The sequence below is a fragment of the Anaerotruncus sp. G3(2012) genome, from assembly GCF_000403395.2.
Lineage (GTDB): Bacteria > Bacillota > Clostridia > Oscillospirales > Ruminococcaceae > Anaerotruncus.
Window position 1 is genome coordinate 216,643 of record NZ_KE159679.1, and the last position, 13,637, is coordinate 230,279.

Annotated in this window: 19 protein-coding genes and 1 pseudogene; 2 read left to right on the top strand and 18 right to left on the bottom strand. The window is 49.1% G+C overall.

Annotated elements, in window-relative coordinates; all coding sequences use genetic code 11:
- The 5 genes and pseudogenes from C814_RS23285 to C814_RS21135 all read right to left on the bottom strand — a co-directional run.
- Nucleotides 1-173 (bottom strand): PrgI family protein (locus tag C814_RS23285; RefSeq protein WP_016317495.1); only part of this gene is annotated, 173 nt, incomplete at its 3' end.
- A gap of 18 nt (nucleotides 174-191) precedes the next feature.
- Entirely contained in the window at nucleotides 192-1,061 is an 870-nt protein-coding gene (locus tag C814_RS21125) for a VirB6/TrbL-like conjugal transfer protein, CD1112 family (protein ID WP_004077012.1), read from the bottom strand.
- Nucleotides 1,062-1,134: 73 nt separating this feature from the next.
- Nucleotides 1,135-1,218: pseudogene (locus C814_RS23290) on the bottom strand (Maff2 family mobile element protein); the annotation flags it as partial.
- A 91-nt stretch (nucleotides 1,219-1,309) separates the two neighbouring features.
- Nucleotides 1,310-2,980, bottom strand: coding sequence for a recombinase family protein (locus C814_RS21130; protein ID WP_009251540.1), 1,671 nt, complete (start codon nucleotides 2,978-2,980; stop codon nucleotides 1,310-1,312).
- Nucleotides 2,981-3,178 (bottom strand): hypothetical protein, encoded by a 198-nt coding sequence (locus C814_RS21135; protein WP_009251541.1) that lies wholly within the window; start codon nucleotides 3,176-3,178, stop codon nucleotides 2,981-2,983.
- Between C814_RS21135 and C814_RS25020 the strand changes: the two genes are divergently transcribed.
- On the top strand, nucleotides 3,152-3,391 hold the full coding sequence (locus C814_RS25020) for a tweety protein (protein WP_081645077.1): 240 nt from the start codon (nucleotides 3,152-3,154) through the stop codon (nucleotides 3,389-3,391). The genes C814_RS21135 and C814_RS25020 overlap by 27 nt on opposite strands.
- Before the next feature lie 28 nt (nucleotides 3,392-3,419).
- Here C814_RS25020 and C814_RS21140 read toward each other — a convergent pair whose 3' ends face one another.
- The 8 genes from C814_RS21140 to C814_RS21175 form a co-directional block, all read right to left on the bottom strand.
- The gene (locus tag C814_RS21140) at nucleotides 3,420-4,757 is read right to left on the bottom strand and encodes a virulence-associated E family protein (RefSeq protein WP_022788611.1); all 1,338 of its coding nucleotides are present in this window, start codon (nucleotides 4,755-4,757) and stop codon (nucleotides 3,420-3,422) included.
- Entirely contained in the window at nucleotides 4,726-5,370 is a 645-nt protein-coding gene (locus C814_RS21145; RefSeq protein WP_016317497.1) for a CHC2 zinc finger domain-containing protein, read from the bottom strand. Before C814_RS21145 ends, C814_RS21140 begins: the two co-directional genes overlap by 32 nt.
- A 64-nt stretch (nucleotides 5,371-5,434) precedes the next feature.
- Nucleotides 5,435-7,015: a MobQ family relaxase gene (mobQ, locus tag C814_RS21150; RefSeq protein ID WP_016317498.1), complete on the bottom strand. Its 1,581-nt coding sequence runs from the start codon at nucleotides 7,013-7,015 to the stop codon at nucleotides 5,435-5,437.
- A gap of 185 nt (nucleotides 7,016-7,200) precedes the next feature.
- The gene (locus C814_RS21155) at nucleotides 7,201-7,719 is read right to left on the bottom strand and encodes a signal peptidase II (RefSeq protein WP_016218015.1); all 519 of its coding nucleotides are present in this window, start codon (nucleotides 7,717-7,719) and stop codon (nucleotides 7,201-7,203) included.
- A gap of 31 nt (nucleotides 7,720-7,750) precedes the next feature.
- Nucleotides 7,751-8,071, bottom strand: a complete 321-nt coding sequence (locus C814_RS21160) for a TfoX/Sxy family protein (RefSeq protein ID WP_016289930.1) — start codon at nucleotides 8,069-8,071, stop codon at nucleotides 7,751-7,753.
- 303 nt (nucleotides 8,072-8,374) lie between these two features.
- On the bottom strand, nucleotides 8,375-8,662 hold the full coding sequence (locus tag C814_RS21165) for a DUF3847 domain-containing protein (protein WP_016317499.1): 288 nt from the start codon (nucleotides 8,660-8,662) through the stop codon (nucleotides 8,375-8,377).
- Nucleotides 8,655-8,996, bottom strand: a complete 342-nt coding sequence (locus C814_RS21170) for a DeoR family transcriptional regulator (protein ID WP_016317500.1) — start codon at nucleotides 8,994-8,996, stop codon at nucleotides 8,655-8,657. The genes C814_RS21165 and C814_RS21170 overlap by 8 nt, the downstream gene beginning before the upstream one ends.
- Nucleotides 8,993-9,181 (bottom strand): hypothetical protein, encoded by a 189-nt coding sequence (locus tag C814_RS21175; RefSeq protein WP_002592123.1) that lies wholly within the window; start codon nucleotides 9,179-9,181, stop codon nucleotides 8,993-8,995. The genes C814_RS21170 and C814_RS21175 overlap by 4 nt, the downstream gene beginning before the upstream one ends.
- 483 nt (nucleotides 9,182-9,664) lie before the next feature.
- Here C814_RS21175 and C814_RS21180 point away from each other — a divergent pair, with 483 nt between their 5' ends.
- Nucleotides 9,665-10,471: a helix-turn-helix domain-containing protein gene (locus tag C814_RS21180; protein ID WP_016317501.1), complete on the top strand. Its 807-nt coding sequence runs from the start codon at nucleotides 9,665-9,667 to the stop codon at nucleotides 10,469-10,471.
- A gap of 89 nt (nucleotides 10,472-10,560) precedes the next feature.
- Here the strand turns inward: C814_RS21180 and C814_RS23310 are convergent, their stop codons facing one another.
- The 5 genes from C814_RS23310 to C814_RS21190 form a co-directional block, all read right to left on the bottom strand.
- Nucleotides 10,561-10,977 (bottom strand): 2-thiouracil desulfurase family protein, encoded by a 417-nt coding sequence (locus C814_RS23310; RefSeq protein WP_081645079.1) that lies wholly within the window; start codon nucleotides 10,975-10,977, stop codon nucleotides 10,561-10,563.
- Nucleotides 10,978-11,026: 49 nt separating this feature from the next.
- Nucleotides 11,027-11,404 (bottom strand): TnpV protein, encoded by a 378-nt coding sequence (locus C814_RS21185; RefSeq protein ID WP_016317502.1) that lies wholly within the window; start codon nucleotides 11,402-11,404, stop codon nucleotides 11,027-11,029.
- Nucleotides 11,364-11,726, bottom strand: coding sequence for a helix-turn-helix domain-containing protein (locus tag C814_RS23315; protein WP_347565253.1), 363 nt, complete (start codon nucleotides 11,724-11,726; stop codon nucleotides 11,364-11,366). The genes C814_RS21185 and C814_RS23315 overlap by 41 nt, the downstream gene beginning before the upstream one ends.
- A 65-nt stretch (nucleotides 11,727-11,791) precedes the next feature.
- Complete coding sequence (locus C814_RS23320; RefSeq protein WP_022788613.1) at nucleotides 11,792-11,950, bottom strand: Maff2 family mobile element protein; 159 nt, start codon at nucleotides 11,948-11,950, stop codon at nucleotides 11,792-11,794.
- A 221-nt stretch (nucleotides 11,951-12,171) separates the two neighbouring features.
- Nucleotides 12,172-13,637, bottom strand: a 1,466-nt coding sequence (locus C814_RS21190) for a VirD4-like conjugal transfer protein, CD1115 family (RefSeq protein WP_016317504.1), incomplete at its 5' end; no start/stop codon positions are given.

Genomic DNA, 13,637 nt, shown 5'->3' on the forward strand with positions numbered 1-13,637 from the left:
AGCATCATGCACAGGGCGGCGGCGCTGTTCCCGGCTGGCCCCCGAAGCAGAAAGAAAAGCGGCACGCCAATCAGCGCCCCGCCGCCAAAGCAGACTAACTGCCGTTTGGTGAGGTTGAAGGCCACCTTTGTCTTGACCTTCGTTAAGTCTTTGGGTACGGGTACATAAGCCATTTTTGCACACTCCTTTCGTCAGTGGGCCTGGAAGATCGCCTTGGCCATGCTGCCGCTCTTAAAGAGGGTCAGGCAGAGCAGGACTGTATATCCCACACAGGACCAGATGGCGGCAATCGTATCCTCGTCGGTGGCGATGTTCTGCACCAGGACCGCGTAGATTGCCACGCAGACCATAATGAGGAACGCCTGAAAGCCTAACGCCATCAGGGAGCGCAGGTAATTCTGCCCCATGCCGCCCCATTCCCTGCCCATCATAGCGGCCATCGGGACCGGCGCGACCGAGGTGACGAGATATATTTCCAGCATACGGCCATAAATGACGATAAAAATACAGATGGTCAGCGCCCACATGGTAAGGCCGATAAACAGGGACTGGAACCACAGCCCGAACAGCGGCCCCAAATCCATCTCCATGAGCCTTGGCTCCAAATCCGCCATCGCGGAGGAAATGTCGATGGAAGCGTCCGCGCCGATGACGCCGGAAGCCTGGGCCACGATGCCCTGGGCCAGATCAAACACGCCCATCACGATATTCCAGGTGTTGGTGACAATGAGGATGGCACAGGCGGTCTTGAATATCCACTTGAAAAACACAGCGGTTTCAATATCGTGGAAGTTGTTCTTGTCGGTGATGATCTGAATCAGCTCCAGCGTCATTACAAAGGCCAGAATCACGCCTGCTATGGGGAGAATGACCGTTTCCGAAAGGCTTTGTACCATGCTGAAAATACCCGCGTTCCAGCCCTGGGGCGTCTGCCCGATCTGCCCCGATATGTCCGCCACCTGGTTGTTGACCGAATCGAACATACTGGAAAGGTTGCTCATAATGCCGCCCACCAGCATTTCTTTCAGCCAGGTGGTGATTGCATCCAGCAGAAAATCCATACGGTGCTACCTCCTTTCCGCCCCTCCCGCGTCTGCGGGAGGGGCAAAGGTATGGGTGTTTCTGGTGCGGGGATTAGCCGAACAGACCGGAGAGCAGGGGTACAAGCACCATGCCGATCAGGGCAACGCCTCCGCCCGCCATGAGCTGTTTTATCCCCAATTAGGTGTAAAAACTCTGCTCTATGGCGGGCGGCGGCGTACAAAAAATCTATATGGTGTTGTTAAGAGAACCGTCCCGGCGGGACAGGTCAGGCAGTGACCTGTTCCACCTCCGGGATGGGTTTGAGATTAAAATGAATTTCGATAGAAATGTGTCTTGTTTTATTTTCGTCAATGCGCTCATGCACGACGATTTCTTTGATTAAGCGGTTGAGGGTGGCTGCGTCCAGCTCTGTGATGTTGGCGTATTCCTGAATGGCTTCCACCCATTGTTTTGCGTCATTGGCAAGCTGGACTTCATCGGACAGCCGCTTCCTGCCCTCGGACACTTTTGTTTTAAGCTCCGTCTGCTCGGTCTGTGTCCTTTCCAGCATGGTGTTGAAGTTCTGCTCACTGATACGCCCTGCAATCATATCCTCATAAAGCCGCATTACCATTTTGTCCAGAACCTCAATCCGTTCCTCGTCCCTTGTAAGGGAGCGTTCCATTGCTTCCCGCTGTTCCCGCTGCTCGGCTTCACAGGTATTGGTCAGGCGGTCGGCAACCGCTTCCCCGTCCATCAGGGCAGCTCTGGCACATTCCCGTATTTTCCGCAGCACATGGCTGTAAAGGGTGTCATAATCAATCCGGTGCTGGGTGCAGTGGTTCTTTCCAAAGGCATTGTAGGTCTTGCAGGAGTATATCCGCTGGGGATGTTTTGCGTTTGTGTAGCGTATCGTCAGCGACTTCCCACACTCGCCGCATTTTAGCAGTCCGGCAAACAGGCTGATTTCATTGGTCTGCCCCGGACGCTGGCGGGATTTCAGCTTGTTCTGCACAATGTCAAAACTCATGCGGTCAATCAGCGGTTCATGCTGTCCCTCCACCACAATCCAGTCCTCCGGCTTCTTTTCCCCAATCGTGCCGATTTTGAAGCGGTAGTCTTTTTTCTGGGAAGCAATCGCCCCGGTGTAGACGGGATTCATCAAAAGGTCTTTGATAACGGAGAAGTCCCACATATACCGCCCGTTTTCCGGGTCTTTCTTTTCCCATTTGGTGCGGGTATTGCGAAGCCCCCGTTCCCGATTCCACCATGTGGGGCAGGGGATTTTTTCTTCCTCCAGCCGTCTGCGGATATAGTTCGGACCATGACCGTTCAGGGCATATCCGAAAATCAGCCGCACAATCGGGGCGGTTTCCTCGTCAATGAGCAGATGGTTTTTGTCCTCCGGGTCTTTCCGATACCCAAACGGGGCAAGACACCCGGTAAACTGTCCTTTCTGCGCTTTCAGAAGATAAGAGGAATGGACTTTCTTGGAAATATCCTTGCTGTACATCTCGTTCAGGATATTTTTGAACGGGGCGATGTCGTTGTTATCCCGCAGGGTGTCGATACCATCATTCATGGCGATATAGCGGACACCGTTTCTTGGGAAAAAGTCCTCAATCAAATGCCCGGTTTGCAGATAGTTCCGCCCCAGTCGGCTGAGGTCTTTCGTGATAACAAGGTTGATTTGCCTGCGCTCAATGGCTCTCAACATCCTCTGTAAATCAGGACGCTCCATGTTAAGACCTGTGAAGCCATCGTCCTGATAGACTGCCACAACCTCCCATCCCTGCTTTTCGCAGTATTTTTCCAGCATATCACGCTGGTTTGCGATACTGGCACTTTCGCCTTGCAGGTCATCGTCCTTTGACAGCCTGCAATAGACCGCCGCACGATAGCCCCCGGCAAGTGCCTTTCCGATTGTTCTGTATTCCATTTCGTTCATCATAGCCATTTACCCACACAATCCAGACGGTATCTGGCTCTTTTGAACCTCATCTTCATTATAGCCCATATCTTTCTTTTTAGCAAGATATTCTTTCGTATTTATCTTTCCGTATTTCTGGGAAATCAGGCTGACGAACACATCAGTGGCGTCCAGTTCTCCGTCAAACACAGTAGTCACATGAATCTCTGTTTTGTTTTTTGCCATAGGCAGTTATCCTCCATACATGAAAATAGCCAGACAGAGGGTGTCGGCAACGAAGTCCGGCAACGGGCTTCAAAAGACCTTGCAAACAATCTCAATCTGGCACTACTTACTATTTATACTTTTCTTTTATTTTTCTGTTGTTTTGGTTGTTATAAGGGAGAAAAGCCCGGAAATAAGGGATTTTCCCCGGCAACCGGCTCGGCAACGGGATAGCAACAGGAGGTGCAACGGGCTGTCATTCTCAGAATGGAAGCTCCATCTGTTCTGTGACCTCCACAAAACCGTCCATCGTTTTTTCAGACGGGTTGCCGGAGTCCGTTGCCGGGTTTTCACGCTCCCAGCCCTTTTGTCTGCCATATTCTGAAAACATTCTTGGGTTCGGGAAGTACCGCCAGCCGGAAATGCACTGGTTCATAATCTCGTTGATTTCCCGGATTTCCCATTGCTTCGGCTCGTCAAAGGCATGGTTCAAGGCTTCCTTGTAAAGCTGCTTGGAGCAGACCATGCTCCCGGTGTACTTATCAAGATACGCCTGTATCATTCCGGCTTTGGTGTCCTCCGGCATAAAATCCCGCTGGTGTTCTTTGAGATACCGCTGCATGGCGGGGCTGAAAGCCAGCTTGAACCTGCCGCTTCGGTAAATCTCCATCGCTTCCGCCCACATCTGCCCGATATAGGCTCTGGAAGCAGTTTCGTCCTCCAAAATGTGAACCTCGGCTTGCTCCGGGTACACCATGACCGGGATAAAGCGGCGGTTGCCGGAACGGTCAAGGGGCAGGAAGTCAAGGGCATTGGAAGTGCCGCCAAACACGCACTGACGGGGGCGGTCTGCCGGGTGGGTTTCATAGGGTATCTTGTAAACCTCTTTCTGCCGGCTTAAAAACGACTTGATTTCCTCAATGCTCTTGGCGTTGGCGGTTGCCATCATTTCCGACATTTCGATAATCCAGTGACCTTGCAGCTTACGGTACACATTGTCATCGTCCAGCTTCCGCAAATCATCGGAGAACCACTCGTCCCGGACTGCCAGCAGACGGAAGAAGGTGGACTTGCCAGCCCCCTGACCTCCGACCAGACAGAGCATGATTTCAAACTTGCACCCCGGCTGAAAGGCTCGTGAGATAGCGCCCATCAGGAACAGCTTCAACGCTTCATAGGTGTAATCATCTGCGTCAGCTCCCAGAAAGTGCCGTAGGCAGAAGCGGATTCGTTCCTTCCCGTCCCACACAAGGGAACTTAAATAATCCCGGATGGGATGATACTTGTTTTCATTCGCCACAATCCCGATGGCGTTATCAATCTTTTTCTCATTGGTAAGCCCGTAGGTTTCTTCCAGATAGAGAAGCAGATACTTCATGTCCGTATCGTTCAGGGCGGTGCTTTCCCTTTGAAAACCGATGGGCTTTATAATATCTTTGCGGTCGGTCAGGATGTTGTATGCGATAGCTCCGGAAAGCAGCGGGTCACGCTGGAATACGGTCAGGCAGTTCCGTATACTCTGACGGACGCCGCCTTTCTCGGTGGTTTCCAGCCCCGCCTTGATTTCCTCAATGCTCTGGGGCGGCTGCATGGCGTTCATGGTGTTTTTTAGTTCTTGCTGCGTCTGTGGCTGCAAGCTCTGCCATTCGCTGTTCAAGCTGTATCACATCCTTTCCGTAGTCCGTAATCAAAGCCGCTTTTTCCTCCGTCTCCCCAAACAGCAGCACATCCAGCAGATATTCCACATGGGCTTGCTTCTGTAAGGCTTCCACAAACCGGGGATGAAAGGCTTCCTCCGGGGAGTGCGGGGCGTAGTCCATTCTCCATGCCATCAGCAAGTGAAGATAATCGGCAAGGGTACGGAAGCAGCGGCTCTTTGCTTCCTGAAACTGTTCCTCCGGGGATTTCTGCCGGGGCTTGGGCTTTTTTGCCTTTCCCGGCGGTTTCCAGTCCTCATAGGAAAGCCCGAAGTCCTGTGCCAGTTGTACGGCAGCTTCTTTCTTTCCCAGCCCATACAGGGCGGCGGCAAAATCAATCACATCCCCATCCGCACCGCAGCCGAAGCAGTGGTAACGCCTATCCAGCTTCATGCTTGGGGTTTTATCGTGATGGAACGGGCAGCAAGCCATCCCGTTCCGACCTATATGGATTCCATAATGCTCCGCAGCCTGTCTGGTTGTGACGGACTGCTTCACAGCTTCAAATAAATTCAAATCTATCCCTCCTTAAAAAGAAAAAAGCACCTGACATTCTCTGCTTGAAAATGGCAAGTGCCTGTTAAAGTTCCATATCCTGTTGTCTGTGTTTCGTCTGCGCCGGGGCGGTTCTTTGTGCTTTTTTCTCGTCTGCCTTATCCTGCAAGACTTCCTTGATAGGCTGCTTCTTGGGCGGCTCTTTGCTTTCCTCTGTGCCGGGTGTGGCTTTCCGTACCCAGTAGCGGATGTCCCGCAGCTTCTTCAAATCCTCCTGTACCTCGGTCAGCGGTACTTTCAGCTCTGCGATTTCGCTAAGAAGCGTTTCCTGCTCCTGTTGCAGCTCATTTTTCGTTTTATCCTTATCGTCCGGGTGCTTGGCAAGATAGGCGGCGGCTTTCGCATATCGGGCAACCTCCGGGTGTTCCTGTTTGAATTTCTCCTTTGTTTTCTTGAAAAATATCTTCTGGTACTTCTCATAGACAGGCTTACATTCCTTGCAGTCTGTCCGGCTGGCAAGAATCCCATCAATCACTTTGCTGCGGGCTTCCTTTGGCTTCATCTGACTGCGGTAATCGGCGGCTGATTTCCCGGAAGATTCCAGAAACGCTTCTAAGTCCTCCACAGTGGAAAGCCCCTTTTGCCGGAGATAGGACAGGGCTTCGCTGACTGCCTTTAAGTCCTGTGAAGTCCCCCGGTTCTGTCCAGCCCTTGTCCAGTCCTTCCGTTCTTCCTTTCGTATCTCCATATACTTCATCAGCAGATTGGGAAGAAGTGTTGCCTCCTCCGCCGCCTTTTGTGCAAGCAGCTCTTTCCGTTTTTCGCCCAGCTCGGTAATCCAGCCTTTGAGGTTTTGGATAAGCTGCCGGATCGACTTCATCAGATTGTTGGCGGCTTTGATTTCCCGGTTCAGGCTGCCGATATTCGTCTGAATACCACGCTTTTCCATCTGACGGACAGCAGCCCCCTCATGGACAGTAGGGATAATATCAAGCCCCTGTCTGGCATAGGAACGCAAGTCCACACGCTCCGGGCGGTCATTGGCTTCCAGATAGCGGTTCTGGATGACCTCCCATTCATGCCGCCAGATTTCGCAATACTTCTGGTCGTTCCAGTCCACCGTATCCTCCTTGTGGCTTTTCCACCTGCCAGACGGAAGTTTGATCCGTTCCCCGTTTTCGTCAAGGTCATAAACTTTGCGGCTCTTGGGAAGCCATTTCCCATGTTCGTCCATTGCCCGCATGGTCAGCAGGACATGGGCGTGGGGATTATGTCCCGGCGGATGGGGGTCATGGATAGCAAAATCAGCAATCATGCCTTTGGAAACAAACTGCTTCTGGCAAAACTCCCGGACAAGGACAGCGTACTGGTCGGGCGGTATTTCTCTGGGGATGGTAAGCACCCACCGCCTTGCAAGCTGAGAGTTCCATTGCTTCTCCACCGCTTCGGCGGCGTTCCATAAGGTATTGCGGTCTGCATATTCCTGTGGGGCATTTGCCGGGAGCAGGATTTCATTGTGGACGATACCACGCTTTTCTGGGTAGTGCTTCACTTGCTGGTCGTATTCACAGAACAGCTTTTCGCCACTCTGGTAAGCAGCGGCGGCAACCGCAGACTGCCGCTGGCTGCGCTGAACAATCGTGATTTCGTTGTGTGGACAGGGCATTTCGTGTCCCTCCTTTCGGTAATTGGTGGATGGGGTGGCGTTTTACCACCTCATTTGGGGCAGAAAAAAAGCAGGAGACCTTTTCAGATTTCCTGCTCGGTGTGCCGCTGTGTGGGCGGCGGGTATTTAGTTGTAAAAGTTCGGGGCAAGTTGACCCGATGTATAAGAAATAATAAACCAGAAGTTTACAAGCTAAATTTGTTACAACAAAAATGTAAATACTCTTTAACCGATATTTCTTTGCTATTCAAAATTCCAATAGCAACAAATATAACTTCTGCAACTGTAAGATAGCAGTCTTTCAAATCAAAAATAAAAAGGGTAGGTATCTGCAAAAAATCTAAACTTCCACCCCAAAACAGCTTATCAATCAAGCTACATAAACATCCCGATATGCCACAAATCATTATTATTTTTACCCAAAAACTTATATGTGCTCTTTTTGCCTGATATAGCATATATCCTGAAAAAAAGAGGAACAAAACAAACACATTCAATAAAATGGTAACAAACGGACTTGATAATAATTCGAAGAAATTTCCAGCATAAGATAAACGAGTATTTAGTTCTGGATTAAATCTTAAAACTTTGGCTATTATATCAAATTCGCATTTCATAAATACTTTTGAAATTACTATTTTAACCGTCTGGTCAATTAAAACCAATAATGCCACAGGTATAATAAACGGCTTAAACTTTTCCATCAGTAACACTTCCTCTCAAATTATTATTTTATTATTTCTTCTTTTTCGATTTAGGGGTAGGCAATTCCTCATACATAGCATTAAACAATCCTGTCAAAAACTCTTTATTATCAACTTCATCTACCAACAACATTTCTTTTGCTCCCTCGTAAGGTAACTCATACGAAACCGTTGGCATATAACTTATTGCTGATTTTACTGGTTTAACAAGTAATCTATCATCATAGATACCGCCTACAATCTTACCACGATAATAAATGACAAATTCGCCCATCATAGCTCGATAGGTAATTTCATTCAAGCCAGATAACTGACCTAAAATAAATTCTAAATATTCTTTGCTGGATGCCATAACTTTACCTCAATTTCTAAATTTATTACTGACTTCATTATACTTTATTGCTTATCGAAAAGATAGCATATTTTATGAAACTTGTCGGCTGGGAACAGCTTGCATTGCAAGGTGTCCCCAGATGGCAAGTCCACAAAAGGGTAGCTGGCGGCAGCCAGCGCAGGGGAAGCGTAGCGTCCCCTGTTTGATTTGGAGCAGACCTTGACTGCGGAAAATCACAGCCCTCCGGCGAGGAGCCTTCGGAGAACGCAATGCACCAACCTCTGGGTGGTGTATAATTGCGCCCTTAGTAAACTAAGGGGTTTACGGCTTCTCTCGTTCCAGAAGTTTTTTCAATAGTTCCTGCGTGTCCTGCCTGTGAAAAATGAGTTTCAACAATAGCATGACATCATCATCGGTCAGGCGTTCCGGCTCTTGCAGATAACTTTCCAGCATGCCGCCACGAGTACAGAGCCGGTGTGTCCGTTCCTTTCGGGTAAGCTGCTTTAACTGGTGCTGCAATGCCTTTTCATCATTGATGGCTTTCCGCAGTTTCTTTTCGCTTTTTTCCAGCTCCCGGTTGAGCTTTTCCAGCTTTGAGGTATCAGGCAAGGGCAGCGTCCTCCTTTCCCGGTATCAGCACATAAATCCGGTTTGGTTCTCCCACGCCCTGACGCACCCGCATGATAAGTCCGGCGGTTTCCAGTTCATTCAGAGAACGCTTGACCGTCATGGGGCTGCGGGACAGGACAGTGGCAATGGCTGTGACAGGGAAGCAGACAAACAGGATTCCGTTCTCGTCCTCCTGCCCTTTGGATAGCATAGCGTCCAGCATCCGGCAGTACATGACCTTTGCGGTGCTGCTGACTGGAAATCCTGTCAACGCTCTGGGAAATGGCATACAGGGCGGCAATGGTGTGTCTATCGTCATAAATTCAAAATTCATTCGGTGTGTTCCTCCTTTTTCTTGGCTCGTTTGGATAAATAACGGGGGCAGTCAACCACAACCGCCCGGAAGCTCTGCCTGCACCCATGCTGGCATTTCCGGCATAATTCGTTGTAAGTGACACGCCCCCGGTCATTGAGGTAAAAGGAAAGCTCATGCTTCCTCTTTTTGCTCATTCTCGGCATATTGCGCTTCCTCCCGTTTTCGTGTATAGTTTCGGGGCGATTTTCGGCAAAATTACGGTCATAGAGCCGCCTAAAATCTCCCGAAGTATCAGCGATAGGGTAGACTATCCCCCTATCAGATTGTCGTGTTTCGGTATCATTTCGGTGTCAGTCCGCCAGTTCTCCCCGGTGTCGTTCCTCCCCTGAATCTCACAGCGGCGTATCGCTCCCTTTGGTACGCTCGTTTCGGTCAGGGTTCCTCCACATCCCTGCCAAAAGTCATGGCGCTACATCGCCGGGGAAGCATATCCCACACAGGCTGGTCATTCGATTGGAATAATCCATCGATGAACTACCTGTATCATAGAACATTTTTGTGCCCTGTGCCGTATGTCCACAAAGTAGGAATTAGGGGTAAAAAGCGGAAATTTCCACGATTGCGGAAAGTGTGATATAATCCAGATAAGCGGCAGCAATCAAACCGCCGGAAAGGAGCGTGCGCCCATGAAAGGAGCAACAAGCATACAGGAACGCCTTTGGGAACTCCGCAAGGACAAAGGCTTAAATCTGGAAGAATTATCAAAGCTGACGGGCATTTCCAAATCAGCTCTTGGAAATTATGAAAAAGAAGATTATAAGGAAATCAATCATGGCAACCTTATCACGCTGGCAGACTTCTATGGGGTTTCCGTTGATTATCTACTGTGCCGGACAGAGAACCGGGAGCAGATCAACACGCCACTAACGGAGCTGCATTTGAATGATGAAATGGTGGCACTTCTGAAAAGCGGTCGGATTAACAACCGCCTGCTCTGCGAACTTGCCACCCATAAGGACTTTATCAAGTTTCTTGCGGACATTGAGATTTATGTGGATGGGATTGCCACCATGCAGATTCAAAATCTCAACGCTCTTGTCGATACCGTCCGGCATGAAATCATTGAACGGTATCGCCCCGGCGAAGATGACCCGCATTTGAAAGTGCTGCAAGCCGCCCATATCAGCGATGATGAATATTTCAGTCACATGGTTCTGGATGACCTCAACCTCATTATCCGGGATATTCGGGAAGCTCACAAAAAAGACAGCGAAAGTGCTCCCCAGACCACCGTTGCCGATGAACTGAAAGAAAATCTGGAAGCGGTCGAAAATTTCAAGGGCAGCCGGGATGAAAAGCTGGTTGTTCTTTACTGCAAGCAGCTCGGTATCAACTATAAAAATCTGTCAGACGAAGAATTTCGCTGGCTGATTCGGATTCTCAAAAAATCAAAGAAAATGGGAACGCCTATCAGCCAGAGGAAAAAACGGTAAAGAAAAAACCGCTGTTGCATGGTTTGTTGGCTCCCATGTAGCAGCGGTTTATGCTGTGGTTATTCAATTAAAATTTCAAAGTGACAAACTTAAACTTCTTCAACATCAATAACATTATATCCTCTTTGCTTTAATGCCTTCGCAAAAAATCCCATTCCAGAAATTAGTTTTCCAGTAAAGCTACCATCGTATATTTGATTTACACCACAAGTAGGACTTCTGGATTGTAATATAACCAAATCAATATCTTCATTTTGAATTTTTGATAATGCCATTGACACTGCTTTATTATATTCAGAATTAACATCATTTCCATTTTCATCTACTACAATCCCATTCACAATTTCTGCACAAGGTCTAGGAATTTTCATGCCAGCTAATATTTCTGGGCAAATAGAAATAACTTCTTTATCCTTTAAGAAATTGATAACTGCTAAATTTTTATTGTTTTTTCCGTTATATTTACAGTTTGTTCCCATAATACAGGCACTAACTAATACCTTCATATTTATCACCCCAAATCAAATTTATTTACATAATCATTCTACCACACCGTTATGAATAAATCATCTCATGCAAAACAATTTCTTCTGCCCGGTTATGGATGTTATTACATCGTTGTACCCATTCCATTTGACAGGTACGCTTTAATTCCTCTGTCACGCCCTCGGTAGCTTTCAGCTGTTCCATGATAGTGTCTAACCGTTCCTGTGCCTGTTCGTTCAGGTCTGCAAGATATGTCCACAATTCTCCGGTCAGTATCAATGTGTTCAATCTGGCTGGGTGGGCTTCTCTTAAATATTCCCGGTGTATCCGTCCGTACTTTCCGATAGGGCGGTGTTCCTCCGGCAGCTTCAAATCCGGGATATAGTAATCTCCAACAAGGATATAATCAATTCCGTTTTCCGTTATTCTTGGTTTCAATTCGCTCATGTTCCTTATCTCCTGTGGAAGCAGGCTCGTCTGGTACTAACTCAATCACATCGGTAATCTCACAATTCAGCGTTTCGCAGATACGGGCTAATGTATCCATACTGATGTGCTTTCCCTCTTTACTCATGTTGGCAATCATATTTGTTGTCATACCAGCGGCAAGCCTTAAATCCTCTTTTCTCATATTACGCTCTAACAGTGTGTGCCAGAGTGGTTTATAGCTGATGTGCATATTGTTTTCCTGCCTTTCTACCCATACCACCGGGGCGGCTGCCCCGGCAGGAACTTTTCTCTTATTATAACACCAATCTTGTGTAATCACAATTTATTCTTGTATCTTGCCGCTGATACCGTCTGGATTGTGCTTTTCCTTTCTTTTTGTTCCCTTTAATTAGCCATGAACTGTTTCATGCCCTGGCTTTTCGCGCCAGGGTTGTCATTGCCGTAACCTTCCAGCAGGTTGATGACGCCCCAGATACCGAGGCCGGCTCCCAGTGCGATCACGAGGGTCTGCAAAACGTCGATTGCGCTGTTGAAAAATTCCATACTTTAATTTAGCCGGAATCGCTTTGTGGTTAGTGTTGGTTCATAGGCATACAAAAGCCGGACAACAAAACCGCCCTGAATTTTGGGCGGCTCGATTCCGGCTATCCTCCTTCTTCATTTTTTTGTTGAGCTGTCCGCTTTGTACGCCAATGGCCTCAACCGAGGCAGGTTTCAGGAACCCTGGCGGGTAGATAAGATCACTCCTTTCTCGCGGAACAGGATTATTCGCCCTCGGCGTCTACGTCAACTTCAAACACATCGTAGACCTCGTTGGGTTTTGGTTTGAGCCGGGTGGACAGGAACGCTTCAATGTCAAAGGCGTTCTTATCGTCCGCGTCGGCGGTGTACTGGAAATTGGGGTGCCTGGTGATGTCATACTTATCCGACAAAAACGGGCGGACGCCCCGCAGCTGGAGGATACATTTTCCCCCGTCCATCACCGCAAGCTCATCTTGGCTCATCAACTCTTTCCCCAATTTCTGATAGTTGAGAGAGTGGGAGGTTTCCCGTCCCCGGCTCTCCCCGGTGTTGTAGGTGTCAATGGTTTCTTTTCCCAGGGCGGCGGCTAACTCCTTTAAGGTGGTGGGTTCCTTGCCGCCCAGAAAGATGGAAGTGTCCATATTTCCGATGATGGTGTCGGCGTTGTCCTTGTAGATGGCCTTTAACTGGGACTGCGCCTGCAATACCAGACAGGCGGAAATCTCCCGGCTTCGGATGGTGGCTACCAGCTTTTCCAGCTTTGGAATCTGCCCGATGTTGGCGCACTCGTCAATCAGGCAGCGCACATGGACCGGGAGCCTGCCGCCGTACACATCGTCCGCTTTCTCGCACAGGAGGTTAAACAGCTGGGTGTAGCACATGGAAATCAGGAAGTTAAAGCTGTCATCGGTATCGCTCATAATGAGAAACAGGGCGGTTTTCCGGTCCCCCAGGGTGTCCAGTTCCAGCTCATCATAGGCTGTGACCTCCCGCAGCTCGGCAATATCGAATACCGCCAGCCGCGCGCCGCAGGAAATCAGTATAGATTTTGCGGTTTTGCCCGCCGCCAGCTTATATTTTTTGTACTGCCGCACCGCGAAATGGTTGGGCTTCTCGGATTCCAGCGCGTCAAACATCAGGTCAACGGGGTTTTTGTATTCCTCATCGTCCTCCCGGACCTCCATCGCGTTAATAAACTCAATCAGGGTGGAGAAGTTCTGTTCCTCCACCGGGGCCTCGTAGTGGATATATCCAATCAGGGCGCAGTACAGCAGCGTTTCCGCTTTGACCCAGAAATCGTCACCGGCTTTCCCCTCGCCCTTGGTGTTGGCGATTAAGGTTGTCACCAGCTTCAAAATGTCCTTTTCGCTGTGGATATAGGCGAAAGGATTGTATTTCATGGATTTTTTGAAGTTGATGGTATTCAGCACCTTGATCCGGTACGGTTCATAGATGGTTTTGCCGTTCTTGTCCTTCATGGGCTTTCCGTCCTTATCCAGCCTGGGCGCGCCCCGTTGGAGCAGCTTTCCACATTCGATCAGGATTGTACCTTTTGGGTCAGTAACCACATACGAGCTATGGAGCTGCATCAGGTTGGGCTTGAGCCAGAAGCGGGTCTTGCCGGAGCCGGAACCGCCGATGACCAGCACATTTTTGTTGCGGGCGGTCTTGGGGTCCTTGGGGCGGCTGCTCATGGTAAGGCGTTCCG

Bases quoted from the DNA above. Each gene is read 5' to 3' on its own strand.
- C814_RS21155 (WP_016218015.1), bottom strand. From the start codon at position 7,719: ATGGAAAAGTTTAAGCCGTTTATTATACCTGTGGCATTATTGGTTTTA.
- mobQ (WP_016317498.1), bottom strand. From the start codon at position 7,015: ATGCCCTGTCCACACAACGAAATCACGATTGTTCAGCGCAGCCAGCGG.
- C814_RS21170 (WP_016317500.1), bottom strand. From the start codon at position 8,996: ATGAATTTTGAATTTATGACGATAGACACACCATTGCCGCCCTGTATG.
- C814_RS21175 (WP_002592123.1), bottom strand. From the start codon at position 9,181: ATGCCGAGAATGAGCAAAAAGAGGAAGCATGAGCTTTCCTTTTACCTC.
- C814_RS23320 (WP_022788613.1), bottom strand. From the start codon at position 11,950: ATGGAATTTTTCAACAGCGCAATCGACGTTTTGCAGACCCTCGTGATC.
- C814_RS21135 (WP_009251541.1), bottom strand. From the start codon at position 3,178: ATGGCAAAAAACAAAACAGAGATTCATGTGACTACTGTGTTTGACGGA.
- C814_RS21160 (WP_016289930.1), bottom strand. From the start codon at position 8,071: ATGGCATCCAGCAAAGAATATTTAGAATTTATTTTAGGTCAGTTATCT.
- C814_RS25020 (WP_081645077.1), top strand. From the start codon at position 3,152: ATGAATCTCTGTTTTGTTTTTTGCCATAGGCAGTTATCCTCCATACAT.
- C814_RS21130 (WP_009251540.1), bottom strand. From the start codon at position 2,980: ATGGCTATGATGAACGAAATGGAATACAGAACAATCGGAAAGGCACTT.
- C814_RS23310 (WP_081645079.1), bottom strand. From the start codon at position 10,977: ATGAAGGTATTAGTTAGTGCCTGTATTATGGGAACAAACTGTAAATAT.
- C814_RS21140 (WP_022788611.1), bottom strand. From the start codon at position 4,757: ATGAACGCCATGCAGCCGCCCCAGAGCATTGAGGAAATCAAGGCGGGG.
- C814_RS21125 (WP_004077012.1), bottom strand. From the start codon at position 1,061: ATGGATTTTCTGCTGGATGCAATCACCACCTGGCTGAAAGAAATGCTG.
- C814_RS21185 (WP_016317502.1), bottom strand. From the start codon at position 11,404: ATGAGCGAATTGAAACCAAGAATAACGGAAAACGGAATTGATTATATC.
- C814_RS21180 (WP_016317501.1), top strand. From the start codon at position 9,665: ATGAAAGGAGCAACAAGCATACAGGAACGCCTTTGGGAACTCCGCAAG.